The 24333-nt window shown below is 69.9% G+C and carries 22 protein-coding genes and 1 riboswitch; of the genes, 4 read left to right on the forward strand and 18 right to left on the reverse strand.

Translation table 11 applies throughout. The features are described 5' to 3' along the window. Window positions 1-30: 30 nt before the first annotated feature. The 6 genes from ACLKM7_RS13505 to ribD all read right to left on the reverse strand — a co-directional run bounded on the left by ACLKM7_RS13505 (window position 31) and on the right by ribD (window position 5692). Window positions 31-1506, reverse strand: a complete 1476-nt coding sequence (locus ACLKM7_RS13505; protein ID WP_436447677.1) for an MFS transporter — start codon at window positions 1504-1506, stop codon at window positions 31-33. A 229-nt stretch (window positions 1507-1735) separates the two neighbouring features. After that, on the reverse strand, window positions 1736-2089 hold the full coding sequence (locus ACLKM7_RS13510) for a Fe-S protein (protein WP_436447678.1): 354 nt from the start codon (window positions 2087-2089) through the stop codon (window positions 1736-1738). A gap of 72 nt (window positions 2090-2161) precedes the next feature. Continuing rightward, entirely contained in the window at window positions 2162-2638 is a 477-nt protein-coding gene (ribH, locus tag ACLKM7_RS13515; protein ID WP_436447679.1) for a 6,7-dimethyl-8-ribityllumazine synthase, read from the reverse strand. Next, window positions 2635-3945, reverse strand: coding sequence for a GTP cyclohydrolase II (gene ribA / locus ACLKM7_RS13520; RefSeq protein ID WP_436447680.1), 1311 nt, complete (start codon window positions 3943-3945; stop codon window positions 2635-2637). Before ribA ends, ribH begins: the two co-directional genes overlap by 4 nt. Next, complete coding sequence (locus ACLKM7_RS13525) at window positions 3942-4670, reverse strand: riboflavin synthase (protein WP_436447681.1); 729 nt, start codon at window positions 4668-4670, stop codon at window positions 3942-3944. The genes ribA and ACLKM7_RS13525 overlap by 4 nt, the downstream gene beginning before the upstream one ends. Next, window positions 4670-5692 (reverse strand): bifunctional diaminohydroxyphosphoribosylaminopyrimidine deaminase/5-amino-6-(5-phosphoribosylamino)uracil reductase RibD, encoded by a 1023-nt coding sequence (gene ribD / locus ACLKM7_RS13530; protein WP_436447682.1) that lies wholly within the window; start codon window positions 5690-5692, stop codon window positions 4670-4672. Before ribD ends, ACLKM7_RS13525 begins: the two co-directional genes overlap by 1 nt. 95 nt (window positions 5693-5787) lie before the next feature. Next, a riboswitch (FMN riboswitch) is annotated at window positions 5788-5962 on the reverse strand. A 150-nt stretch (window positions 5963-6112) separates the two neighbouring features. Between ribD and ACLKM7_RS13535 the strand changes: the two genes are divergently transcribed. Together ACLKM7_RS13535 and glpK are read left to right on the forward strand one after the other, a co-directional pair. Further along, window positions 6113-7849, forward strand: coding sequence for a glycerol-3-phosphate dehydrogenase/oxidase (locus tag ACLKM7_RS13535; protein WP_436447683.1), 1737 nt, complete (start codon window positions 6113-6115; stop codon window positions 7847-7849). A gap of 70 nt (window positions 7850-7919) precedes the next feature. Continuing rightward, complete coding sequence (glpK, locus tag ACLKM7_RS13540) at window positions 7920-9458, forward strand: glycerol kinase GlpK (RefSeq protein ID WP_436447684.1); 1539 nt, start codon at window positions 7920-7922, stop codon at window positions 9456-9458. Window position 9459: 1 nt separating this feature from the next. On the opposite strand, the gene ACLKM7_RS13545 is transcribed toward glpK, so the two are convergent. After that, a complete protein-coding gene (locus tag ACLKM7_RS13545) occupies window positions 9460-10320 on the reverse strand; it encodes an Fpg/Nei family DNA glycosylase (RefSeq protein ID WP_436447685.1) in 861 nt (286 codons plus the stop codon). Between the two features lie 52 nt (window positions 10321-10372). Then, window positions 10373-10939 (reverse strand): GNAT family N-acetyltransferase, encoded by a 567-nt coding sequence (locus ACLKM7_RS13550; protein ID WP_436447686.1) that lies wholly within the window; start codon window positions 10937-10939, stop codon window positions 10373-10375. A gap of 318 nt (window positions 10940-11257) precedes the next feature. Between ACLKM7_RS13550 and ACLKM7_RS13555 the strand changes: the two genes are divergently transcribed. Then, window positions 11258-12211 carry an endonuclease domain-containing protein gene (locus ACLKM7_RS13555; RefSeq protein ID WP_436447687.1) on the forward strand — a complete coding sequence of 318 codons (954 nt, stop codon included), beginning with the start codon at window positions 11258-11260 and terminating at the stop codon, window positions 12209-12211. Window positions 12212-12404: 193 nt separating this feature from the next. On the opposite strand, the gene trpS is transcribed toward ACLKM7_RS13555, so the two are convergent. Both trpS and ACLKM7_RS13565 read right to left on the reverse strand, forming a co-directional pair. Next, a complete protein-coding gene (gene trpS / locus ACLKM7_RS13560; RefSeq protein WP_436447688.1) occupies window positions 12405-13409 on the reverse strand; it encodes a tryptophan--tRNA ligase in 1005 nt (334 codons plus the stop codon). A gap of 27 nt (window positions 13410-13436) precedes the next feature. After that, on the reverse strand, window positions 13437-14135 hold the full coding sequence (locus ACLKM7_RS13565; protein WP_436447689.1) for a TetR/AcrR family transcriptional regulator C-terminal domain-containing protein: 699 nt from the start codon (window positions 14133-14135) through the stop codon (window positions 13437-13439). A gap of 150 nt (window positions 14136-14285) precedes the next feature. Between ACLKM7_RS13565 and ACLKM7_RS13570 the strand changes: the two genes are divergently transcribed. After that, window positions 14286-15332 (forward strand): NAD(P)-dependent alcohol dehydrogenase, encoded by a 1047-nt coding sequence (locus tag ACLKM7_RS13570; protein WP_436447690.1) that lies wholly within the window; start codon window positions 14286-14288, stop codon window positions 15330-15332. Window positions 15333-15353: 21 nt separating this feature from the next. On the opposite strand, the gene ACLKM7_RS13575 is transcribed toward ACLKM7_RS13570, so the two are convergent. The 8 genes from ACLKM7_RS13575 to sdhC all read right to left on the reverse strand — a co-directional run bounded on the left by ACLKM7_RS13575 (window position 15354) and on the right by sdhC (window position 24315). Continuing rightward, the gene (locus tag ACLKM7_RS13575; RefSeq protein ID WP_436447691.1) at window positions 15354-17237 is read right to left on the reverse strand and encodes an NHL repeat-containing protein; all 1884 of its coding nucleotides are present in this window, start codon (window positions 17235-17237) and stop codon (window positions 15354-15356) included. Window positions 17238-17355: 118 nt separating this feature from the next. After that, on the reverse strand, window positions 17356-18204 hold the full coding sequence (locus ACLKM7_RS13580) for an exodeoxyribonuclease III (protein WP_436447692.1): 849 nt from the start codon (window positions 18202-18204) through the stop codon (window positions 17356-17358). A gap of 30 nt (window positions 18205-18234) precedes the next feature. Next, a complete protein-coding gene (locus tag ACLKM7_RS13585) occupies window positions 18235-19473 on the reverse strand; it encodes a YihY/virulence factor BrkB family protein (protein ID WP_436447693.1) in 1239 nt (412 codons plus the stop codon). A 30-nt stretch (window positions 19474-19503) separates the two neighbouring features. Next, window positions 19504-20682 carry an MFS transporter gene (locus ACLKM7_RS13590; protein ID WP_436447694.1) on the reverse strand — a complete coding sequence of 393 codons (1179 nt, stop codon included), beginning with the start codon at window positions 20680-20682 and terminating at the stop codon, window positions 19504-19506. 82 nt (window positions 20683-20764) lie between these two features. After that, the gene (locus tag ACLKM7_RS13595; protein WP_436447695.1) at window positions 20765-21565 is read right to left on the reverse strand and encodes a succinate dehydrogenase iron-sulfur subunit; all 801 of its coding nucleotides are present in this window, start codon (window positions 21563-21565) and stop codon (window positions 20765-20767) included. Next, on the reverse strand, window positions 21565-23391 hold the full coding sequence (sdhA, locus tag ACLKM7_RS13600; protein ID WP_436447696.1) for a succinate dehydrogenase flavoprotein subunit: 1827 nt from the start codon (window positions 23389-23391) through the stop codon (window positions 21565-21567). The genes ACLKM7_RS13595 and sdhA overlap by 1 nt, the downstream gene beginning before the upstream one ends. Window positions 23392-23434: 43 nt before the next feature. Beyond that, the gene (locus ACLKM7_RS13605; protein ID WP_436447697.1) at window positions 23435-23884 is read right to left on the reverse strand and encodes a succinate dehydrogenase hydrophobic membrane anchor subunit; all 450 of its coding nucleotides are present in this window, start codon (window positions 23882-23884) and stop codon (window positions 23435-23437) included. Then, entirely contained in the window at window positions 23884-24315 is a 432-nt protein-coding gene (gene sdhC / locus ACLKM7_RS13610; protein WP_168912458.1) for a succinate dehydrogenase, cytochrome b556 subunit, read from the reverse strand. The genes ACLKM7_RS13605 and sdhC overlap by 1 nt, the downstream gene beginning before the upstream one ends. Window positions 24316-24333 lie beyond the last annotated feature (18 nt).

Raw genomic sequence — 24333 nt, forward strand, 5'->3', positions numbered from 1 at the left:
CGCGGCATCCGTCCTCGCATCTTCGTCGTGTCAGAGAGACCCGGTCGCCCCCACGCCGAGTTCGGCGTCGTAGTCGACGTCCTTCGTCTCGGGCGACAGAAGCAGCGCGATGAAGGTCAGCACGCCCATCGCCGACAGGTAGATGCCGACCAGCCACGGGCTGCCGCCGGCCGCGGCCCACAGCCAGACGGCCACGATCGGCGCGAGCGCGGCGCCCAGGATCGACGACAGGTTGTACGAGATCGCCGAGCCGGAGTAGCGCACGTTCGTCGGGAACAGCTCGGGCAGCACCGCACCCATCGGACCGAACGTCGCCCCCATCAGCATGAACCCGAAGATGAGGAAGGCCTGCACGAGGGCGCCGGTGAACTTGGGATCGACGTGGGGGAGCAGGAACAGGTTGAACGTGAAGCCGAACACCACGATCAGCGCCGTCACCCACAGCAGCAGCCGCCGCCGGCCGATCGCGTCGGCGATCGGCCCCGACAGCAGGGTGAAGATGCCGAAGAACACGACCCCGATGATCTGCATCAGCACGAAGTCGGTGTAGCCGAAGCCCAGCCCCGGATAGAACTGCGCCGCGAACGCCGCCGGATCGAACGACTCACCCGCTGCCTCTGCGGCCGCCTGCGCCGCTGCCGACGCGGTGTCGAGGTCGGCCGCCTTGGTGCCGTACGACAGCGTGAAGTTCGTCATGAGGTAGAACAGCACGTATGTCGCCAGCATGATGAACGTGCCGAGGATCAGGTGCCACCAGTGGTGGCGAACGACGGTGCCCAGCGGGAACTTGCGGATCGCGCCCTTCTGCTCCGCCTTGACGAACGTCTCGGATTCGACGAGCCGCAGGCGCACCCAGAGGCCGATGATGACCATGACGGCGGAGAACAGGAACGGCACGCGCCATCCCCACGCCAGGAAGTCGGCCGAGCGCTGCCCGGCGCCTTCGGGGTGGGGGAGCAGGAAGTTGATCCCGAGGAAGACCGAGTTGGCGATGATGAAGCCGAGCGGCGCGCCGAGCTGAGGGAACGTGCCGTACCACGCGCGCTTCCCCTTCGGGGCGTTCTCGGTGGCCACGAGTGCCGCGCCTGACCACTCGCCGCCCAGCGCGAAGCCCTGGGCGAGCCGCAGCACGAGCAGCAGGAACGCCGCCCACCAGCCGATGTCGTTGTACGTGGGAAGGCAGCCGATGAGGAACGTCGCGATTCCCATCGTGAGCAGCGACGCCACGAGGGTCGCCTTGCGGCCGAACCGGTCGCCGAAGTGGCCGAACACGATCGCGCCGAGCGGCCGCGCGATCATGGCGGCTCCGAAGACGCCGAACGAGGCCAGCAGGGCCGTCGTGTCGTTGCCGGTGGGGAAGAAGAGGATCGGGAAGACGAGCACCGCGGCGGTCGCGTAGACGTAGAAGTCGTAGAACTCGATCGTCGTGCCGATGAGGCTCGCGGTGATGACGCGGGAGCGGGGATTGGCGGGGGCCGCGGCGGTGGTGGCGGTGGGGGAAGTCATGAAGAACCTGATTGTCGCGAGCGGGGCGTCCTGGTGGGACGGGCCGGTGGGCATCCGCTCGCCGCGTGGTGACGCGTCAGGCGGCACTGCACTGGGTCACCGTGTGCGGGGACGGGATCATCCAGGCACGAGGATCAATCCTAGTCGCGCGAGCCTGCCTCGAACCTCGCGACGAGGGGATGCCGCAGACCTCGGCCTACGGCATCCCCTCGTTGCGTGAAGTCGCGCGTCAGCGCCAGAGCAGCGCGATCGCGGCATTGGCGAGCGTCAGCACGCCGATCGACCAGAACAGCGCGGGAGGGACCGAACCGGTCTTGCGCTGGCGACCGGCGCCGATCCCGAGCAGCGCGCCGATGATGACGAGGATGACCAGCTTCACGCCGATCTTGATGTAGTTGAGCTCGCCCTCGATGCCCCACGGGGCGGCGAGGATGAGGCCTGCGAGACCGGCGATGGCCAGGCCCCAGTTCATCAGGCGCGTGATCTGGCGCTTGCCGCCGACGGCCTCGACGACCCAGGCTCCGAAGAGCACTGCGAACCCGACGAGGTGGATGAGCACGACGATGTGACGCAGGGTTTCCATGGTCGTCAAGCTAGACCCATCGGCGGGCGGGCGCCAGGAAGGCCGACCTCACCGCGGGCCGGGTCCGCAGCGTCAGGCGCGCAGGCCCCGGAGGATCAGCGCCGTGCGCATCGCAGCATCCGCCGCCTCGAAGCCCTTGTCCTCCTCCGAGCCGGGCAGTCCCGCACGCGCGATGCCCTGGGCTTCGTCGTCGAGGGTGAGCACACCGAAGCCGACCGGCTTGCCTGTGTCGATCGCGACGCGCGTGAGGCCGTCGGTCGCCGCGTTCGAGACGAACTCGAAGTGCGGGGTGCCGCCGCGGATGATCACGCCGAGTGCCACGACGGCATCGGCGCCCTGATCGAGCGCCGTCTTCGCCACCACCGGCAGCTCGAACGACCCGGGCACGCGAACGAGGCGCCACGACGCCCCCGCCGCGTCGAGGGCGCGCTGCGCACCCGCGATGAGTCCGTCGGTGATGACGTCATGCCACATGCCCGCGACCACGACGACGTCCAGTCCCGTGGCATCGATCTGGCCGGTGGCCTCGGGTGCGCCCTTGCCGCTCACTGTGCTGCTCCTTCGCGCTGCTCGTCTGACCCTTGCCGCTCGGCGGTCTCGTGCATGAGCGCGAGGGCGTCGGCGAGATCCTCTTCGGCGATCAGGTGACCCATCCGGTCGCGCTTGGTCGCCAGGTACTGGTGGTTGTTCGGTCCGACGCCCACGAGAAGGGGAACCTGCTCGACGATGTCAAGACCCAGCGCGCGCAGCTGCGAGACCTTGTCGGAGTTGTTGGTCAGCAGACGAACCCGCTCGATGCCGAGATCGGCCAGGATGCCCGCTGCCGCAGCGTAGTCGCGGGCATCGGCCGGCAGGCCGAGAGCGAGGTTGGCATCGACGGTGTCGAGGCCGCGCTCCTGCAGCGAGTAGGCGCGCAGCTTGTTGATGAGCCCGATGCCGCGACCCTCGTGCCCGCGCATGTAGACAACGACGCCGCCGTCCTGCTCGATGGCGTCCAGCGCGGCGTCCAGTTGCGGGCCGCATTCGCACTTGAGCGAACCGAACGCCTCGCCCGTCAGGCACTCGGAGTGCACGCGCACCAGCGGTGCGTCGCCCAGCTCTCCCGATACGACGGCGATGTGGTCCGTGCCGGTGACGCGGTCCTTGTAAGCGAGGAAGCGGAACTCGCCGTGGCCGGTGGGCACACGGGCCTCGGCCCGCAGGCTCACCCGGCGCTTGTGGGCGCTGCGCACCGCGGGATCGCACGGCTCATGCTCGTCGAGGTAGGCGATCAGCTGCTCGATCGTGATGACAGGGATGCCGTACTGGGCGCCGAGCTCTTGCAGTCCGGGCAGCCGCATCATGCTGCCGTCATCGGCCACGACCTCGCCGATGACGCCGACCGGCGCAAGCCCCGCGAGCCGGGTCAGCTCGACCGCGGCCTCGGTGTGGCCGGCGCGCTCGCGCACGCCGCCGTCCACCGCTCGCAGTGGCAGGATGTGGCCGGGCCGGATGACGCTGGCCGGCGTGGACTCGGGGTCGGCCAGCACGTTGAGCGTGTGCGCACGATCCGAGGCGCTGATGCCGGTCGACTGGCGGTCGGCCGCGTCGACGCTCACCGTGTAGGCGGTGCCCCGGGCATCCTCGTTGTTCTCGACCATGGGGGGAAGATCCAGGCGGTCCGCCCAGTCGGCGGGCATGGGCGCGCACAGGAACCCGCTGGTCCAGCGGACCGTCCACGCGACCCACTCGGGCGTCGCCAGCTGTGCCGACAGCACGACGTCGCCCTCGTTCTCGCGATCCTCATCGTCGGCGACGATGACGGGCTTTCCCGCGCGCAGGGCATCCAGCGCCTCAGGGATCGTGGCAAGGCTCATTCCGAGCCTCCTTCCGTCGGTGCGGCGGCAGCCGCATGCGGGGCCGGCGCTGCCGGAGCGGCGGGGGCGAAGGCGGCCTCGCGGAGCGCGGGTGCGTCCGGAGCCGCAAAAGACAGCAAGCGCTGCACATGACGCGCCAGGATGTCGGTCTCAAGGTTCACGCGGTCGCCCGGCTCGAGAGCGCCGAGTGTCGTGGCGGTCAGGGTCTCGGGGATGAGCGACACCTCGAACCATGCGCCGTCGGTCGCCGCCGTGCCCGGCGCGGGGGCGGGGCTGGCGGCGCTGACCGTCAGCGACACTCCGTCCACCGCGATCGATCCCTTGTCGACGACGAGCGGCGCGAGCTCGTGCGGCAGGCCGATCCGCAGCACCCGCCACTGCGCGCCCGGACGAACTTCGAGCAGCTCGCCGGTGCCGTCGATGTGGCCCTGCACGATGTGACCGCCGAGGCGTCCGTGAGCGGCGGTCGCGCGCTCGAGGTTGACCGCGCGGCCCGGGGCGACACCTGCCAGCGTGGACATGTCGAGGGTCTGCTTCATGACGTCGGCGGTGAACCAGTCCGCGCCCTGGTCGACGACGGTGAGGCACACGCCGCTGACCGAGATCGAGTCGCCGTGCGCGGCATCCGACACCGCCTTCGGTCCCTCGACGGTCACGCGCACGCCGTCACCCGACGGCTCGACGGCGGTGATGCGGCCGATCTCTTCGACGATTCCGGTGAACATCAGGCGTCTCCTTCCGACGCAGGGCTGGCGATGACGAGAAGGTCATCGCCGAGAGTGTGGACACCCGCAACCGAGAGGCGGCGGGCGTGTGCGATCGTGTCGACACCGATGTCGCGCAGCGCGAGCATGTCGCCGCCGAGCAGCACCGGTGCGACGTAGACGAGCAGTTCGTCGGCGAGCCCCTCGCGCACGAACGACGCGGCGACGGCAGGGCCGCCTTCGACGAAGACGCGGTGGGCGCCGCGCATCCGCAGGTCGTCGAGCACCGCCATCAGATCGCCGGAGTACTGCAGGAAGCGGTGGGGATGCCGGTGCAGAGCAGCGTCGTCCGGCACCGGCCGTGAGCCCAGCACGACCGGCAGCGGCTGCTGGGGCAGCAGCGTTCCGTCGTCGGCACGTGCGGTGAGCGCGGGATCGTCGGCGAGCACGGTGCCGGTGCCGACGATGATCACGTCGGACTCGGCGCGCCGGCGGTGGACGTCGTTGCGCGCAGCGGGGCCGGTGATCCACTTGCTGGTGCCGTCGGATGCCGCGGCCCGGCCGTCCAGACTCTGCGCCCACTTGACCGTGACGTGCGGGCGGCCGAGGCTCTGCACCGCCAGCCAGGACTCCAGCAGCGCGTGACCCGCCTCGAGGAGAAGTCCCGCCTCGACGTCGACGCCGGCCTCGCGCAGCCTTGCGCCGCCGCCGGATGACCGCGCCCCCGGATCGGCGACGGAGTACACGACGCGGGCGATCCCGGCGGCGATGAGCGCCTCGGAGCACGGGCCGGTCCGCCCGGTGTGGTTGCAGGGCTCGAGGGTGACCACCGCGGTGGCTCCCCGGGCGTCGCCCGGCGCGAGGCGCGAGAGAGCGTCGACCTCGGCATGCGGCGTGCCGGCCCCGCGGTGCCATCCCTCGGACAGGACGGTGCCGTCGGCCGCGAGGATCACGGCCCCCACCTGCGGATTCACGCCTCGCGGGCCTTGCCCGGCGATCGTGAGCGCACGGCGCATCGCGTCGCGTTCTGCTGCGCTCGCCATCCCGTTCCTCGTTTCGCCATGCTGTGAATCCACATTCCGCGATTCACAGTTCCGGGCGCTCCGGGGCACGGGAAGCGGCGGCGCGCGTGGCGCCACCCGTGCTGCCTCCCATCCGGACTAGCGACTGGCCCCGCTTTCGGACCTCTGTCGCATCACCGTCGGTCCCGGAATTCCACCGGATCGGCCGGGGCGGCATCCGAATCGGATGCTGAGCCTCGGCTCGCGGACTGTCACCGCCGGTTCGGATTCTCACCGACCCCGGAGCACGTTGATGCTCTCGAGTCTAGTCAACGCGGGGACCAGCGATTCATTCCATGTCGGCGAATGCATTCAGGCCCGGTGAAGGCCAGCGCTGCCCGGCGTGCGCGCGAGCCGTTGTCGGTCCGGCCACGTAGCCTGGAACCCGGGGACGGTGAGACGATGAGCACGGCAGTGACCACGGGTTTCGATCAGCTCGCGGCGCGCCCGTACGCGGACGTGCTGATCCTGGGCGGCGGCATCAACGGCCTCGCGACCTTCCGCGACCTCGCGATGCAGGGCGTCGATGTCGCCCTGGCCGAGCAGGCGGACTTCGTCAGCGGGGCGTCTGCGGCGTCGTCCCACATGATCCACGGCGGGATCCGCTACCTCGAGAACGGCGAGTTCCGCCTGGTGCACGAAGCGGTCACCGAGCGCAACGGGCTGCTGCGCACCGCGCCCCATTATGTGCGGCCGCTGCAGACCACGATCCCGATCTTCTCGACGTTCTCGGGCGTACTGGCGGCACCGCTGCGCTTCCTCCGGCACGGCGCGGGCAAGCCGCGCGAGCGCGGCGCCGCGCTCATCAAGATCGGACTCGTGATCTACGACTCGTTCTCGCGCGGCGGCGGTCTGTTCGGCAAGGGCACGGTGCCCCGCCATACCGTGCACGGGCACAAGCGATCGCTGCGGCAGCTGCCCGATCTCAACCCGGCTGTGAAGTACACCGCGACCTACTGGGACGCGTCTCTGCACGATCCGGAGCGTCTTGCATTGGATGTGCTCCGCGACGGCCGTGCGGCCGGGGGCGATCGGGCCAGGGCCGCCAACTACACGGCGGCGGTCGGCACGCGAGAGGGGCGCGTCGTGCTGCAGGATGCCGAGACCGGCGCGGAGACGCTGTTCACAGCATCCGTCATCGTCAACGCCTCCGGCCCGTGGACCGATCTGACCAACATCGCGCTCGGCGAGGCCACCCGGTATATGGGAGGCACCAAGGGCTCGCACATCGTGCTGGATCATCCGGACCTGCTGGCGGCGACCGGGGGCCGCGAGCTCTTCTTCGAGAACAAGGACGGGCGGATCGTCCTGATCTACCCCCTGAAGGGACGCGTGCTCGTCGGCACGACCGACCTCGAGCACGACTTGGCGGATCCCGTCGTGTGCACCGACGCCGAGGTGGACTACTTCATCGACCTCATCGGCCAGGTCCTCCCCGCGGTCCACGTCGACCGCTCCGACATCGTGTACCGCTTCTCGGGTGTGCGTCCGCTCCCCGGGCACGGCGACCTCGCCCCGGGATTCGTCTCGCGGGACTACCGCATCGAGTCCGCGCCGCTGGCAGGTGGCGCCGCGGCATCCCGCGCCACGGTGCTGAGCCTGGTCGGCGGCAAGTGGACCACCTTCCGTGCGTCCGCCGAACACCTCGCCGATCGCGCGCTGGGACTGCTGGCGCATCCGCGCCGACGGTCCACGAAAGGCGTGCCGATCGGGGGTGGCCGCGACTTCCCGATCACCGAGCGCGCCCGGCAGCAGTGGATCGCGCTGCACGCGGTCGATCTGGCACCCGCGCGGGTCGCGGCGCTCCTGGACCGATACGGAACCGTCGCAGCGGCGGTGGCCGACGGGATCGCAGCCGACCCCGACGACGCACCGCTCGCTCATGCTCCCGGGTACAGCTCGGGCGAGCTTCGGCACCTCGCCGCGACCGAGGATGTCCGCCACCTCGAGGACGTGCTCCTGAGGCGCACCAGCATCGCGTTCACCGGGGGAGCCACCCCCGCGGCCGCGCGCGAGGCCGCCGAGGCGATCGCGCCCGTCCTCGGGTGGGACGATGCCCGCGTGACGGCGGAGGTGGAACGCGCGATGATCCACGTCCACGCGGCAGACCCGGATTGGGCCGAGGCGTCCTCGCGATAGCCTGACCGCACGCGCCGGCCGTAGCCGTGCCGAACAACGGGCGACGTCGCCCGTGAGGAAGGAGGTGAGCGTGCCCGACCACGTCCTCGCCATCGACCAGGGAACCACCTCGACGCGGGCCATCGTGTTCGACGCGACGGGAGCGATCATGTCGGTCGCCCAGCGCGAGCATGAACAGATCTTCCCTCGCGCCGGCTGGGTCGAGCACGATCCCGTCGAGATCTGGACCAACACGGAGTGGGTGATCGCCTCGTGCCTGTCGCGCGCGCGGGTGACGGCATCCGATGTCGCCGCCATCGGCGTGACGAACCAGCGCGAGACGGCGATCGTGTGGGAGAAGCGCACCGGGCGCCCCATCTCGAACGCACTCGTCTGGCAGGACACGCGCACGCAGCCGCACATCGACCGGCTCGCGCAGGACGGCGGCGCCGACCGGTTCGCACAGGTGACCGGACTGCCGCTCGCGACCTACTTCTCGGCATCGAAGGTCGCGTGGATCCTCGAGCACGTGCACGGCGCGCGGGCGGCCGCCGAAGCGGGGGAGCTGCTCTTCGGCACGCCCGACACGTGGGTGGTCTGGAACCTGACCGGGGGCGCGCGCGGCGGCATCCACGTCACCGACGTCACCAACGCGTCTCGCACACTGCTGATGGACCTGCGCACCCTGGACTGGGCGGACGACCTGCTCGAGGTGTGGGGCATCCCGCGTGCGATGATGCCCCAGATCCGCTCGTCGTCCGAGGTGATGGGCCACTCGCAGCTGCCGTCCGTGCTCGACGGCGTGCCGATCGCCGGCATCCTCGGAGATCAGCAGGCGGCCACCTTCGGGCAGGCGGCGTTCGACGCCGGCGAATCGAAGAACACCTACGGCACGGGCAACTTCCTCCTGGTCAACACCGGAACCGACGTCGTGCAGTCCGGGAGCGGGCTCATCACGACGGTCGCCTACCGGTGCGGCGACGAGCCCGCACGCTACGCGCTGGAGGGCTCGATCGCCGTGACCGGATCGCTCGTGCAGTGGCTGCGCGACAACCTCGGCATCATCCAGCGGTCCGAAGACGTCGAGACGCTCGCGGCGAGCGTCGACGACAACGGCGGCGCCTACTTCGTGCCCGCTTTCTCGGGCCTGTTCGCGCCGTACTGGCGCCCCGACGCGCGTGGAGCCCTCGTCGGCCTGACGAGGTACGTCAACAAGGCCCACATCGCCCGGGCCGCCCTGGAATCCACCGCGTTCCAGACGCGCGACGTCATCGACGCCGTCATCGCCGACATCGGTCGCGGACTCGACGAACTCCGCGTCGACGGCGGGATGACACGCGACGACCTGCTGATGCAGTTCCAGGCCGACATCCTCGGCATCCCCGTCGTGCGACCCAAGGTGATCGAGACGACGGCGCTGGGCGCCGCCTACGCCGCCGGTCTCGCGACCGGCGTGTGGCGCGACCGCGACGAGCTGCGGGCGCACTGGCAGGAGGACGTGCGCTTCGAGCCGCGGATGCCGCAGGACGAGCGCGAGCGCCGATGCCGCATGTGGCGCAAGGCGGTGTCGAAGTCGCTCGACTGGGTCGACGACGACGCCCGGGTGCTCATGGGCGCCGCCGACGACTGAGCTACTTGAGCAGCCGTGACAGACGCCGGTCGGCGAGGATCTTGCCGCCGGTCTGGCACGTCGGGCAGTACTCCAGCGAGTTGTCGGCGAAGAAGACGCTGCGCACCTCGTCCCCGCACACCGGGCAGGTCTCGCCGCGTCGTCCGTGCACCTGCATGCCTCGACGCTTGGCGTCTTTGAGCTCAGCGGGAGGCTTGCCGGATGCCTCGGTCACGGCATCCGTCAGCGTCTGGATCATCGCGGCGTAGAGCCGGTCGACGTCCTCCGCGGTGAGGCTCGAGGCGAGCGCATAGGGCGACATCTTCGCGGCGTGCAGGATCTCGTCGGAGTACGCGTTGCCCACGCCGGCGACCGTCGCCTGATCGCGCAGCACGCCCTTGATCTGGGTACGACGGCCCTCGAGCAGCGACGCGAGAGTGTCGCGCGTGAAGCCCGGGTCGAGGGGATCCGGCCCGAGCCGCGCGATACCGGGGACGTCGGCCGGGTCGCGCGCGACGTACACCGCGAGCGACTTCTTGGTGCCGGCTTCGGTGAGATCGAACCCCGACCCGTCGCTGAGTGCGACGCGCAGCGCGATCGGCGTCTTGCCGGGCTTGATCAAGGTGGGAGCGAGCTCGTCCGTGAACCGCAGCCACCCGGCCTTCGCGAGGTGGAAGATGAGGTGCGGCCCGGTGGTCGACAGGTCGACGAACTTGCCATGGCGTGAGGCGCCCGTGATCTCGGCATCCTTCAGCGCGTCGATCGGCGGGTCGTACGTCTTGAGCGCGGCGATGTTGCCGACCATGACGCGGGTGATGCGTAACCCCTTCAGGCGCTCGCCGAGGAAGTCGACGAGCCCCTGCACCTCCGGCATCTCGGGCATGCGCTCATCCTGCCACGCCGCACCGACGTGACGCACGCGGGACGGGAACGGCTCAGTCTTCGAGCACGGGCCAGGGCTGCGGCATCCGGTCGTCCGTCCTCAGCACCGCCGCGATCCAGCCGTCGTCGCGGCCGGACGAGCCGACGAGCGCCTCGCGCAGGATGCCCTCGTAGCGGAAGCCCAGCGTGCGTGCGGCGCGAGCCGAGCCGACGTTGCCGACGACGGCGCGCCACTCGATGCGGTGCAGATCCGCTCCCGCGGGGTCGAAACCCCAGTCGATGACGGCACGCGCGGCCTCGGTCAGCAGCCCGCGCCGGCGCGACCACGGCGAGACCCAGTAGCCCAGTTCCCCACCGCCGCGGCCGTCCAGCCGGTAGAGGCCGATCATGCCGGCCAGCACGTCGCCCTCGCGCATCGCCCACGTCACGTGCGCGCCGCTCTTCCACTCCTCGGCGACCTTCGGCACGAACTCCTCGGCGTGACGCCGTTCGTAGGGAGACGGCACCGTCGTGTAGCGCTGGGTCTCGGCATCCTGACACGCGTCGTAGATCGCGTCGACGTCGTCCACCGTGGGCAGCGACAGCACCATCCGCTCGGTGCGCAGGGTCACGGGCTCCATCGCACCACGGTATCCTCCCCTCCTGTTCGCACCTCAGTCCCGACCGCGTGCCAGTCTCGGCGTGTCCGCGGATCGACGCGGTGGCCCCCGACCGTCGTGCACGCGCGGACTGAATTGTGAACGGCACTCGGCCGGTCCGGCACCCGACGAGCCTCGTCCGGCCGCGGTCCGGGTGGTCGCGGGTCATGCCGTCCGTCCGGCCGCGGTTCGGGCGGTCCGGCATCGTCCGTTCGTACCTCAGTCTCGGAGCGTGGCCCGGTGTCGGCGAGTCGCGGAATCTCGCGCCACCTCCCGGCTGGGGTCCATCTGCGGACTGAAATGCGAACGACCGCGGGCGGCATCGCTTCCTCCCCAAACTCGCGGCACACCGGGTTGCCCACAGACTGCGCGACTTCGAGATCGGCGCGACCGCGCCGTAGCGAGACTGCGAGCGTGGAAGTGAAGAGCCGGTCGGAACTCATGGAAGCGGGATGGACAGCCAGGGACATCACCGGGGCGGTCCGTTCCGGCGCACTGATCCGCGCGCGCCGGAACCGGTACGTTCACGCTGACGCGCACAAGGACCTCGTGAGGGCCGTCCGAGTCGGAGGTTTCCTGGGCTGTCTGTCCCTCCTGCGCGCGCTGGAGGTGTTCGTGTTCAGCAAGCCCGACTTGCACGTCCACATGATCCGCGGCGCGAGCCGCATGCGCTCGCCGAAAACGGCGAGTAGGCGACTCCCCGACCGCACGCGACGGAAGGTGACACTTCACTGGCATGCCCTCGTCTCCGAGCCGCAGGGCGGACGCGTCAGCCTTCTCGACGCATTGATCCATGCCGTGCGCTGCCAGCCGCCGCGGCATGCCATCGCATCGATCGACAGTGCGTTGAACAAGGGGCTACTGAAGGTGGAGGAGCTCGGGGCTTTGTTCGCGGCCCTTCCGAGGCGGCATCAGATCCTGCGCGGGTTCATTGACGGTCGTGCCCAGTCCGGTCCAGAGACCCTCGTACGCCTCATGCTCGTGGCCCTGGGGTGTCACGTCGACCTTCAGGTGAAGTTCGACGCGGTCGGCTTCGTCGACCTCGTCGCCGACGGCTGGCTGGTCATCGAGTGCGACAGCAGGTCGCATCACAGCTCCTGGCAGCAGCAGCTGAAGGACTACCGGCGCGATGTCGAATTGGCCAAGCAGGGTTATTGCGTGCTGCGACTCACCGCCGAGGACATCCTCTACCGGCCCGACGCGGTGATGGAGGCTCTTCGGGGCCTCGTACACGGCCCTCGCACCGTGAGGTAGCGCGTATCCAGCGAGCGAGGAGGGCTCGGCGTTCGCAACTCAGTCCGGACGGCTGACTGGGCCGTGCGGTGCGCCGGATTTCCGGGGGACAGGCCGAACCGCGCGCGGCCGGACTGAATGACGTACGCGACACCGTTCGACGGCCAATCACACGACGGGGCGCAGCAGGGGCAGGGGCGCCGGGGGCCGCCGGTCACACCCGGCGGAGGAGGCCGACCTTCTCGTAGACGTCGGCGAGGGTGCGGTCGGCGACGGCGTCGGCCTTCGCGGCGTTGAGGGCCAGCACGTGGTCGAGCTCGGCGGGATCGTCGAGCAGCTCGAGAGCGCGGGCGCGGACCGGGCCGAACTCCTCGACCACGACCTCGGCAAGGCCCTTCTTGAAGTCCCCGTAGCCGCGGCCGGCGTACTCGTCCTCGATCGACGGGATCTGGCGGCCCGTCAGGGCCGCGTAGATCACGAGCAGGTTCGACACCCCGGGCTTGGCCTCACGGTCGTACCGCACCGAACCCTCGCTGTCGGTGACGGCCCGCATGACCTTCTTCGCCGACACGGCCGGGTCATCGAGCAGCCACAGCACCCCGGCATCCAACTCGGCCGACTTCGACATCTTCGCGGTGGGGTTCTGCAGGTCGTAGATGCGGGCGGTCTCCTGCTGGATCACCGGCATCGGAACCGTGAAGGTCTTGCCGAAGCGGCTGTTGAAGCGCTCGGCGAGGTCGCGCGTGAGCTCGACGTGCTGCTTCTGGTCGTCGCCGACGGGCACGATGTCGGTCTGGTACAGCAGGATGTCGGCGGCCATCAGCACCGGGTAGGTGAAGAGCCCGACCGAGGTGGCTTCGGCCCCGTAGCGCTGCGACTTGTCTTTGAACTGCGTCATGCGCCCGGCCTCGCCGAACCCGGTGATGGTCGACAGGATCCATGCCAGCTCGGCGTGCGCCCGCACGTGGGACTGCACGTACAGCGTCGACTTGGACGGCTCGATGCCGGCGGCGATGTACTGCGCGGCCGTGCGGCGGGTCTTCTCGCGCAGGTGCTCGGGGTCCTGCGCGACCGTGATCGCGTGCAGGTCCACCACGGAGAAGAACGCGTCGTACGACTGCTGCAGGTCGCGCCACTGCATGAGCGCCCCGATGTAGTTGCCGATCTGGAGCGAGTCGGCGGAGGGCTGCATGCCGGAGTACAGACGCGGTTTGCTCACCCCACGATCCTAAGGGCGACGGATGCCTCAGCCGGCCGCGCGTGCGCGACGCTCGAGTCCCTCCAGCAGGATGTCGAGCGCGAACTCGAACTCCACGCGGTCGTCGCACCAGCCGAGGGTGCCGACCTCGTCTTCGTGGACGACGTCCGCGAGCATGGCCTGCACATTCGGCATGAGGGCGCCGAGCGCAGCGGCCTGCCCGGGGTCGACGTCTCCGTCGGCGCCTTGCGGGTCGTCGAGGATGAGCTCCTGCGAGAACCCGAACTGGCGGCTGCCGAGCGTGTGCATCGCGTGGTGGATGAGGTCCCACGACAGACCGCCCGATCGCATGACCGCGACGTTGGTGTCGACCCACGTGGCGAACGCGGGCGTCATCGTGCCTCGCGCTTCGAGCGCGCGAGGCACCCACGGGTGGCCGAGGAGCACCTCGCGCGCGGCCAGGATCCGGGTGCGCAGGTGGTCCTGCCACGACAGCGGCGGGGGAGTGGTCGCGCGCGCCGCACGCTCTCCGACGTCTTCGAAGACGAGGTCGAGGGCGCCCGTGATGACGGCGTCCTTGCCGCGAACGTGGTAGTAGATCGACATGGGCTCGACGCCCAGCTGCTGGGCGAGCCGGCGCATCGTGAGCGCGTCGATCCCGCCTTCGTCGGCGATCGCGATCGCTTCGCGCAGTACGCGTTCGCGCGAGAGCGGCTCTCTGCGCGGCGTCGTCGCGAGCGTCGTCATGCCGGACCTCCCGCGTCCACGGTACCGCCTTGTCGGCCGCCCGGACCCGAGGCAGGCATCGCGAAAGGGTCTGGACAAGGACTCGGAAGGGCACTACCTTACGTAGTAAGTCGTACACCGTAAGGTGCGACGGAGAGAGCGGAGACTCCGATGAGCAGCATCGACCACGACAACGCGCGCGATGCCGGTCACACTCCGGCCGACGCGCACGTTCCCACCACCATGCGTGCTGCCGTCGTCCACCGCTTCGGCGGTCCGGACGTCGTGGCGGTGGAACGGATGCCCCGTCCCGAGCCGCGCGACGGCGAGATCCTGGTTCGGGTGCACGCCGCGAGCGTCAGCATCGCCGACCACCGGGTGCGGGCGCGGGACGTGCCTCGCGGGCTGCGGATCCCCACGATGTTCGCGCTCGGCATGACGCGGCCGCGGCACCCCGTGCTGGGCATGGACGCCGCCGGAACCGTCGTACAGGTCGGCGTAGGAGTGACGAGGTTCGCGCGGGGCGGCCGGGTGCTGCTCCTGCGGGGCGCGGGCTTCGGGTGTCACGCGGAATTCGCGACGATCGCGGCGGACGGGGCGGTGGCGAGGATCCCCGACGGCGTCTCGTTCCTCGACGCGGCGGCCGTGCCGTTCGGCTTTTCGACGGCGGACGCGTTCCTCGAGGCCGGCGGCATCGGGCCGGGGCAACGTGTGCTGGTCAACGGGGCGTCAGGCGCGGTGGGGTCCGCTGCCGTGCAGCTGGCGAAGCTTCGCGGGGCGACGGTGACGGCGGTCACCAGCGCGGGCAACGCCGGGCTGGCCCGCGACCTCGGGGCCGACCGCGTGATCGACTACGCGCGCGAGGACTTCGCGGCGGGCGGCGCCGAGTACGACGCGGTCGTCGAGTGCGTGGGCAATGCGCCCCACGCGCGGTCCGTGCGCGTGCTCCGGCCGGGTGGGGTGCTGTTGCTCGTGATCGCCGATCTCGCGGGGATGCTCGGGTCCAAGCTGCGACCCACGCGCGGCGGCATCCGGCGGATCCAGGATGTCACTGCCCCCACGGGTGCGCAGCTCGCACGCCTCGCCGAGCTCGCCGCGACCGGTGTCATCCGCCCCGTCATCGATCGCGTGTACGAGCTGGACGCCATCCGCGATGCCCACGAGTACGTCGATACCGGCCGCAAGCGCGGCAACGTCCTGGTCGCGCTCGGCGAGTGACGCAACCGCGCGGACGCCCTCCTACTCGAACGGCTGAACCGGAACCGGCGCCGCCGCACCGACGAAGGCGACGATCTGGTGACCGCCGGGGTTGGTCTGCTCCGCGTCGGTGAGCCAGTTGTTCGTGACCCACACGTTACCGGACGGATCCACCGCGATTCCGGTGCTGCGGGCGAGCCCGTCGAAGGCGTAACCGGTGTCGTCGGGCGAGATCGCCTCACCCGTGACCAGCCCTCGCGGGCAGGTCGCGGCATCCGCTCCGCAGAATGCGGCGACACGCTGCTCGCTGAAGTCGGCGACCCACACGTTGCCGTCGCCGTCTGTCGCGATGCCCCAGGGGAGTGTGACGCCGCCGCCGGTGTAGGGCGTGGAGACGGTGCCGTCCGGCGCGATCATCGTGACCGACGGCGTACCGCGGCCCTCGGCCGTGCGGTCGGGGCACGGCAACGTGATGCCGCCGGAATTGGCCACCCACACGTTGCCCGCCGCGTCGGCGGCGATGCCCATCGGCCGGTCGAACGCCCCGGTCAGCGGCGAGAACGACGCGGGCGTCCCATCGCGTTCGAGCACAGCGACCGCGCTGTTGACCGTGCCGGTGACGAAGACGTTCTGCCCGTTGTCGACGATCGCGAAGGGTGCCTCGAGCCCGAACGAACCGAGGTTGCGCGCCTGGTCGGGATCGCCCTCCGGGTAGACGGCGACCGAGTCGTTGCCGCAGTTGGCGATCCACAGGTTGCCGTCGCCGTCGAACTCGATGCCCTGCGGCCAGCTCAGGTCGCCCTGGGTGAATCCGGTGTCGGGCGAGACGGGGGTGTCGCCGTCGAACAGCGACATGCTGTTGTGCGGCGGCTGGTCCTCTTCGGGGCAGCCGGGCGCCGCGGCGGCGAAGCCGAAGTTGCTGAACCACAGTCGCCCGCTCCGGTCGAATTCGATGCCGAAGCCTGAGCCGCTCAAGCCGCCGCCCTGCAGTGTGGCGATGAGCTCACCGTCGGGCGCGAACCCGAACGCCTGGTCGCTGCCGCACACCGGCACTGCCGGGTCGGCGTTGTACTGGTAGTTGTTGTTGATCCAGATGTTGCCGTCGGGGTCGATGGTGAAGTTGCCCGGCCCCGAGAGCGACTCTCCGTCGCCGTCGAACCGCAGCGCGAGCGTCCATGCCGCGGGAACGTCCGACAGTCCGGGGCGCTCGCCGCTCGCGCCGGAAGCGACGTCGAACAGGGCGGCAGCCGAGGCCGACGGGTCACGGGCGATCGCCGCGAACGCGGCGGCGGCGGTCTCGGGCTCACTGTCGTCGGATCCGGCGTCGAAGAGCACGTCGCAGGCCGTGTCGTCGGTGAGGCAGGCGCTGAGGATGTCGGTCAGCGAGGTGAATGTGGCCAGCGTGCTCGTCTCGGAGCCGTTGGGTGATGTCGTGAGGACCTCGCCGTAGTCGCCCGATACCGGATCGGCGAGATTGGCCGCCATGCTCGTCGCGTTCACAAGCCACCGGGGGTCGCCCGACGGGGCGTCGACGCCGTAGAACTGCGCCAGCCCGTACCCGGCCGCAACCGTCGTCCGCTCGTTGAGCGTGACCTCGCCCGCGTCGGGGGTCGCGACCGCGGCCAGTAGTGCCCGGTCGGAGTCGGCCGGTCGGGCGTCGAGGTATACGAGCACGGCGTCGCCCGCGCCGAGTTCGAAGGCGCCGTCGTCGTCGGTCGTGGTGGTGGCGCCCGGCTCGGCTCCGTCCGATCCGAGGCTCCACGCCGTGACCGTCCATCCGGCCGTGTCGACGCCGTCGGCCACCAGATCGATGGATCCGGTGAGCGTCGGCTCGGGTTCGGCCGCAGGAGCGCACCCGCCGAGAACCATCGCGGCCGCCATCGCCATGAGCGCGCTCGCGCCCGCGAGCATCTTCCGGTCGTGCACAGTGAACCCCCGTCTGTGGCCTTCCCCTCGCGGAGTCTAGCCATACACGGTTGCGCCTCCGGGGAGGTGTCGGACGAACCGCGCGCCCCGCGCCCGGGCGGCGCCGCCGCGGGCCCCGCTATCTGCCGATGGTGTATTCCGCAACGACCGGGGCGTGATCGCTCCAGCGGGTGTCCCACGAGGGCGCCCGCACGACGCGGTAGTCCGCCACGCGCTCGCCCAGCGCCGGAGTGGCGAGGTGGTAGTCGATCCGCCAGCCCGAGTCGTTGTCGAACGCGCGCCCGCGCATCGACCACCAGGTGTACGGTCCGTCGACGTCGCCGTGGAAGCGCCGGCCGACGTCGACCCAGCCGAGCCCCGTTCCCACCGAGCCGTCGACACCGGTGACCTCGGTTCCGGCCTGGCCGAAGAACCGGTCGAAATAGGCGCGCTCGCGGGGGAGAAAGCCGGCCTTCTTGACGTTGCCCTTCCAGTTGCGGATGTCGAGCTCGCGGTGCCCGACGTTGAGGTCGCCCATCACGAGGGCGAGCGGCGACGCGGCGGCCAGCTGCGGCAGGCGTGCCTCCATCGCGTCGAGGAACGCCCACTTCGCGTCCTGCCGCGGGGTGTCCGCCTCGCCGGTGTGCACGTAGGCACTGACGACGATCAGCCGCTCGCCATCGATGTCGAAGTCGGCCTCGATCCACCGGCCGGCGCTGTCGAGCGGCTCGGGACCGAGCACCCGGCGCACATCGACCGATGGCATCCGGCTCGCGACCGCGACGCCGGCACGGCCCTTGGCCAGCGCCTCGTCGTTGACGATCTCCCACCCCGGCAGTGCCGTGCGCAGCTCTTCCTCGGTCGCGCGGACCTCCTGGAGGGCCATCACGTCGATGTCGGCGGCGTCGAGCCATTCGAGCATGCCCTTGCGCGTCGCCGCGCGGATTCCGTTGACGTTGACAGAGGCGATGCGAACACGGCGAGACACGCCTGCCAGCCTATCCAGCGCCGCCGACACTCACTCGAACAGGCTGCCCGCCTTCTTCCGGACGGGGGGAGCGGATGCCTGCACCTGCGCCAGTTCGTGCTCGGCGTTTCGCACCGCACGGTCGGCCTCCCACATCCGGAACCATGGGGCAGCGTCGCGGGCGTCCCGCGCCGTGCGCAGGCGCACGCGCGCTGCCAGCAGCAGGGCGGCATGCTCGGCCGCGAGGCGGTCCGCCTCGCTTTGCGGAAGCAGCGGGATGTCCTGGTCCTCGGCCGAGATGGCGATCCACGAGGCGGCCACGAGGAGGACGATCCCGATGATGCGGAACCACAACAGCATGCCGACGAAGATCGCGAAGGTCGCCAAGAGCGCATTCGTGGGCGTGTAGACGAAGAGCCACCCGGTGAAGAACTCGAGGACCGTGATCGCGCCGCCGCCCAGCAGCGCGCCCGGCCAGATGCGCCGCCACGGCAGCTTCGTCCCGGTGAGGAAACGGATCAGCGCGGCCAGGGCGGCGGCGAAGATCACGAACGAGATGAGGATGGATCCGATGCGCGTCGCCATGCCGAACCAGCCCGACGAATCACTCCACCCGAACAGCCCGAAGACCAACTGCAGAGCCCAGGTCCCGATCGAGGTCGCAGCGAATCCGAGCAGCAGCGCCAGCGCGAACAGCAGGGCGCCGACGAGGTCGCGCGCCTTCAGCATGAAGTAGCTGCGAAGGTCGGGCGGCAGACCGAAGATGTCGCGCACGGCACGTCGCGCGAAGGTGACGAAGCCGATCGCGGTCCACATCAAGGTTCCGAGTGCGATGGCACCCGTGATGCCCAGGACCCCGGCGTTGTTCGTGGCGATGTCTGTGACCTGCTGCTCGGTGAACAGGCCGGTCTCGCTGATCAGCCCCGGGATGTAGCTGTTGATCAGGTCGATGAGCCCGTCGATCGCCTCCGTGCTGCCGCCCAGCCAGAGCCCGGCGATCGCGAACGCGACGTAGATCCCCGCGAACGTCGCGAACAGCGCCTGGTAGCTGACCCCTGCCGCGAGGAGGAAGCCGTTGCGCTGCAGGAACCGTCGCCACACGCGCACCGGGAACCACCCGAGCGTGCGCTGCGTGATCGCCGTGGCCTTGCTGATCGGCTCGTCGAACCGTACGCGCAGGCTCTCCTGTGTCGCCTCCCACCGCTCCCGCAGCGACTCCTCCTCGCGCTGGGCGGCTTCGGCCTGGACCTGCGCGTGCCGGTGCCGGCCCGATCGGCCCTTTTCGCTCACGATGTCAGATTAGCGATGACGGATGCTTCGTCACGGGGTGGACGCGGCATCCGTTCTCGTCTGGAAGCGCGGCACCGCGAAGAGCACGGCTGCCAGCGCGACCGCGGGAAGCAGGAACGCGGGCCCGAGGCCGGGTGCATCGGCCAGCAGCCCGACCACGACGGCGCCGAGGATCGCCCCGGCGTAGTTGAACAGGTTCACGCGCGCGATGACCTGGTCGCTGTGGCGCGGATCGAGCTCGCCGGCGGCACTGAACGTCACGGGGACGAGCGCGCCAGCCGACACTCCGGCCAGCGCGAATCCGGCCACCGCAGCACCCGGCAGCGGGATGAAGGCGACGATCGCGCATCCGACGGCCGAGACGCTCGCCGCGATCGCGACGAGCCGGCGTCGGCCCATCGCCGTCACCAGGCGGTCGGTCACGAGGCGGGTCACGAGCACCACGGCCTGGTAGGCGGCGTAGCCCAGCGGGGCCATCCAGGCGAGGGCGGCGAGGTCGTCCTGCAGATAGACGGTGCTCCAGGTGCTCACCGCGGAGTCCGCGACGAACACCGCGAGCACCACGAGACCGAACACCCAGATGCCCGCGCGGGGGAGACGTGCCCGCTCCGCCTTCGGCAGTGCCTCGTCCACCGGCGTCTCGCGCAGCCCGATTCGCGCGACGACGATCGCGGCGCCGAGTGCGATCGCGGCGGCGCACGTGAGCGCGATACCGGCCGCGAGTGCGGATGCCGCGACGAGTGAGACCAGCAGCGCTCCGGCGATCGCGGCCGCCGTCGCGGCGGCGAAGAACCCGCCGAGAAGGTGCCGCCCATAGGCTCGCTGCACGGCGACTCCCTGCATCGCGGCAGCGGCGTCGACGCAGCCGAGCCCGATGCCGAAGACCGCGAACGCCGCCGCGAATCCGGCGAACGGCGTCGGCACCGCGATCACCGGGAGCGCGACCGCCTGGATCACGAGCCCCAGCGCGAGTGCCGCCCGGCTGCCGAAGCGCACGGCGACGAGATTGGCCAGCACCGATCCCGCCGCGGCGGCCAGGGCCACGCCCAGCACCAGCATCGATACGACGGAGTCGTCGACGTCCTGGCGGGCCTTGAGGGCCGGCAGCGACGTGACCACCACGGCGTAGCCGAGGCCCTGGGCGACGTAGGCGGCCGAGACCGCGAGGCGCGACGACCTCAGACCCACTGGAACGGATGCCGTCGGCATCCGTTCACCGTCCTGTCGTCCGCCGCTGTCGGAACTGTGCTGCGGCCGGTCGCTCCGTTGCGACGCGCCCACCGCGGTCGCCCTAGGGCCGTCCGCGCAGAACGGCCTGCTTGACCTCGGCGATCGCCTTGGTCACCTCGATGCCGCGGGGGCATGCCTCGGTGCAGTTGAAGGTCGTGCGGCACCGCCACACGCCCTCCTTGTCGTTGAGGATGTCCAGGCGCACATCGCCCGCGTCGTCGCGCGAGTCGAAGATGAACCGGTGGGCGTTGACGATGGCTGCCGGACCGAAGTACTGGCCGTCGGTCCAGAACACCGGGCACGACGAGGTGCACGCCGCGCACAGGATGCACTTGGTGGTGTCGTCGAAGACCTCGCGGTCCACGATCGACTGGATGCGCTCCTTGCCCGGCTCGGGCTTCGAATTCGCGATGAGGAAGGGCTGCACTTCGCGGTAGGAGGCGAAGAACGGCTCCATGTCGACGATGAGGTCCTTCTCGAGCGGCAGGCCCTTGATCGCCTCGACGTAGATCGGCTGCGAGATGTCGAGATCCTTGATGAGGGTCTTGCACGCCAGCCGGTTGCGGCCGTTGATGCGCATCGCATCGGAGCCGCAGATGCCGTGCGCACACGAGCGGCGGAACGACAGCGAGCCGTCGACCTCCCACTTGATCTTGTGCAGCGCGTCGAGCACGCGGTCGGTGGAGTAGAGCTCGACGTCGTAGTCCACCCAGCGCGGCTCTTCGTCGACCTCGGGGTTGAACCGGCGGATGATGAAGGTCACCAGGAACGACTGGATGCCGGTGTCGTTCGAGGCCTCCTCGACACGCTCGGCGGCGTCGGCGTCGGTGCGCTCGATGATGTCTGTGGCGGTGGTGGCCATCAGTACTTCCTCTCCAACGGCGGGTAACGCAACTCGCCGGCCTCGTTCTTCGTGAAGACGACGGGCTTCCAGTCGAGCCGGATGTGGTCTTCCGAATGCGAGGACCCGGCGTCTCCCGACAGGTACGCCATCGTGTGCTGCATGTAGTTCTCGTCGTCGCGCTGGGGGAAGTCGTCGCGCATGTGGCCGCCGCGGCTCTCTTTGCGGTTGCGGGCGGTCACGACGACGACCTCGGCGATGTCGAGCAGGAACCCGAGCTCCACCGCTTCGAGCAGATCGGTGTTGTAGCGCTTGCCCTTGTCGTCGACGTGGATGTTCTTGAACCGCTCGCGCAGTTCGGAGATCACCTCGAGCACCTCGCCGAGCGATTCCTCGGTGCGGAAGACCTGGGCCTTGCGGTCCATCTCGTCCTGGAGCGTCTTGCGCAGCACCGCGATCCGCTCGGTGCCCTGGTTGTTGCGCAGGCCCTCGATCAGACCGCGCACCTCGGCGGCCGGGTCTTCCGGAAGCGGCACGAACTCGGCGGTCTTGACGTACTCGACGGCGTTGCGTCCGGCGCGTTTGCCGAAGACGTTGATGTCGAGCAGGGAGTTGGTGCCGAGGCGGTTCGAGCCGTGCACCGACACGCACGCGCATTCGCCGGCGGCGTACAGCCCGGGGACCACGGTGGTGTTGCTGCTGAGGACCTGGGCGTCATTGTTCGTCGGGATGCCGCCCATCGCGTAGTGCGCCGTGGGCATGACCGGCACCGGCTCGACGACCGGGTCCACGCCCAGATAGGTGCGGGCGAACTCGGTGATGTCGGGGAGCTTGGTCTCGAGCACCTCGGCGCCCAGGTGCGTGCAGTCCAGCAGCACGTAGTCCCGGTGCGGGCCGGCGCCACGGCCCTCGGCGACCTCCTGCACCATGCAGCGGCTGACGATGTCGCGGGGTGCGAGGTCCTTGATGGTCGGCGCGTAGCGCTCCATGAAGCGCTCGCCCGACGCGTTTCGCAGGATCGCGCCCTCACCCCGCGCGCCTTCGGTGAGCAGGATGCCGAGCCCGGCGAGGCCGGTCGGGTGGAATTGGAAGAACTCCATGTCCTCCAGGGGCAGACCCTTGCGCCAGATGATCCCGACGCCGTCGCCCGTGAGGGTGTGCGCGTTCGAGGTCGTCTTGAAGATCTTGCCGAAGCCTCCGGTGGCGAAGATGACGGCCTTCGAGTGAAAGACGTGCAGGTCGCCCGTGGCGAGTTCGTAAGCCACGACGCCGGCGATCTCGGTGCCGCCAGCCTCGCCCTGCACGGTGATCAGGTCGAGCACATAGAACTCGTTGAAGAAGTTGATGCCGAGCTTGACGCAGTTCTGGAACAGCGTCTGCAGGATCATGTGGCCTGTGCGGTCGGCTGCGTAGCACGCGCGACGCACCGGGGTCTTGCCGTGGTCGGCGGTGTGACCGCCGAAGCGGCGCTGGTCGATCTTGCCCTCGGGGGTGCGGTTGAACGGCAGGCCCATGTTCTCGAGATCGATGACGGCGTCGATCGCCTCGCGCGCGAGGATCTCGGCGGCGTCCTGGTCGACGAGGTAGTCGCCGCCCTTGACGGTGTCGAAGGTGTGCCACTCCCACGAGTCCTCTTCGACGTTGGCCAGCGCCGCGGCCATGCCTCCCTGCGCCGCGCCGGTGTGCGAGCGCGTCGGGTACAGCTTCGAGATGACGGCCGTCCGCGCCCCCGGGCCCGCTTCGATCGCCGCGCGCATGCCGGCTCCGCCGGCTCCCACGATGACGATGTCGAACTGGTGGTAGTGGACGCCGTCTCGGACGTAGCTGTCGATGCTCTGCGTGGTCACTCTCAGTGCTTTCGGTGGAGGGAGGTGTCGGTCGTCGCCCGCGCTACGCGCACAGTTCCTGCAGCCAGTCGGCGCTGGTGTCGCTCAGGCCCAGGCACGGGTCGAACGTGAACACGACGAGCGTGCCGAGGACGATCAGGAACCCTGCAGCCAGCCACAGCGCCCACACCAGCAAACGGCGGGTCGTGGCGTGCGTCACATAGTCGTTGACGATGGTGCGCATGCCGTTCGCGCCGTGGATGAGCGCGAGCCACAGCATCAGCACGTCCCACCACTGCCAGAACGGCGAAGCGAACTTGCCGGCGACGAAGGCGAAGTCGATGCCGTGGATGCCCTCGCCGAGCATCAGGTTCACGAAGAGGTGGCCGAAGATCAGGATCACAAGGAACACGCCCGAGACCCGCATGTAGATCCAGCCCCACTTCTCGAGGTTCGGACCCTTGCGGCGGACGGGGGCGTGCGGTGCACGGGGGTCGGCGATGGTCGCGCTCATCAGTGACCGCCTCCCGGTGCGAACGCCAGCATGAGATGGCGGGGAGCGAACCCGAGCATCGTCACGACCCACAGGCCGAGCACGCCCCACCACAGCTGCCGCTGGTGGCGGGTGGCCCACGACCACAGGTCGACGGCGATGATCCGCAGGCCGTTGTACGCGTGGTAGGCGATCGCGCCGACCAGAGCGACTTCGCCGAGCGCCATGACCCAGTTCTTGTACGTGCCGATGACGGCGTCGTACGCCTCGGGCGAGACGCGGATCAGTGCGGTGTCGAGGACATGCACGAGGAGGAAGAAGAAGATGGCGATGCCGGTGATGCGATGCAGTACCCACGACCACATGCCTTCGTTCCCGCGGTACAGGGTGCCGCGGGGGACTCGGGAAGTGGTCTCGGATACCGACGGTGTGACGCGCGCTGGTGCAGACACGGCCGTCCTCCCTGATTG

The organism is Microbacterium sp. I2, from assembly GCF_051364985.1.
Taxonomy (GTDB): Bacteria; Actinomycetota; Actinomycetes; order Actinomycetales; family Microbacteriaceae; genus Microbacterium.

What these genes read in the sequence shown, in the direction of transcription:
- ACLKM7_RS13505 (WP_436447677.1), bottom strand. Translation starts at nt 1,506, where the DNA reads ATGACTTCCCCCACCGCCACCACCGCCGCGGCCCCCGCCAATCCCCGC.
- ACLKM7_RS13510 (WP_436447678.1), bottom strand. Translation starts at nt 2,089, where the DNA reads ATGGAAACCCTGCGTCACATCGTCGTGCTCATCCACCTCGTCGGGTTC.
- ribA (WP_436447680.1), bottom strand. Translation starts at nt 3,945, where the DNA reads ATGAGCCTTGCCACGATCCCTGAGGCGCTGGATGCCCTGCGCGCGGGA.
- ACLKM7_RS13525 (WP_436447681.1), bottom strand. Translation starts at nt 4,670, where the DNA reads ATGTTCACCGGAATCGTCGAAGAGATCGGCCGCATCACCGCCGTCGAG.
- ribD (WP_436447682.1), bottom strand. Translation starts at nt 5,692, where the DNA reads ATGGCGAGCGCAGCAGAACGCGACGCGATGCGCCGTGCGCTCACGATC.
- ACLKM7_RS13535 (WP_436447683.1), top strand. Translation starts at nt 6,113, where the DNA reads ATGAGCACGGCAGTGACCACGGGTTTCGATCAGCTCGCGGCGCGCCCG.
- ACLKM7_RS13545 (WP_436447685.1), bottom strand. Translation starts at nt 10,320, where the DNA reads ATGCCCGAGATGCCGGAGGTGCAGGGGCTCGTCGACTTCCTCGGCGAG.
- ACLKM7_RS13550 (WP_436447686.1), bottom strand. Translation starts at nt 10,939, where the DNA reads ATGGAGCCCGTGACCCTGCGCACCGAGCGGATGGTGCTGTCGCTGCCC.
- ACLKM7_RS13555 (WP_436447687.1), top strand. Translation starts at nt 11,258, where the DNA reads ATGCGAACGACCGCGGGCGGCATCGCTTCCTCCCCAAACTCGCGGCAC.
- ACLKM7_RS13565 (WP_436447689.1), bottom strand. Translation starts at nt 14,135, where the DNA reads ATGACGACGCTCGCGACGACGCCGCGCAGAGAGCCGCTCTCGCGCGAA.
- ACLKM7_RS13570 (WP_436447690.1), top strand. Translation starts at nt 14,286, where the DNA reads ATGAGCAGCATCGACCACGACAACGCGCGCGATGCCGGTCACACTCCG.
- ACLKM7_RS13590 (WP_436447694.1), bottom strand. Translation starts at nt 20,682, where the DNA reads ATGCCGACGGCATCCGTTCCAGTGGGTCTGAGGTCGTCGCGCCTCGCG.
- ACLKM7_RS13595 (WP_436447695.1), bottom strand. Translation starts at nt 21,565, where the DNA reads ATGGCCACCACCGCCACAGACATCATCGAGCGCACCGACGCCGACGCC.
- ACLKM7_RS13605 (WP_436447697.1), bottom strand. Translation starts at nt 23,884, where the DNA reads ATGAGCGCGACCATCGCCGACCCCCGTGCACCGCACGCCCCCGTCCGC.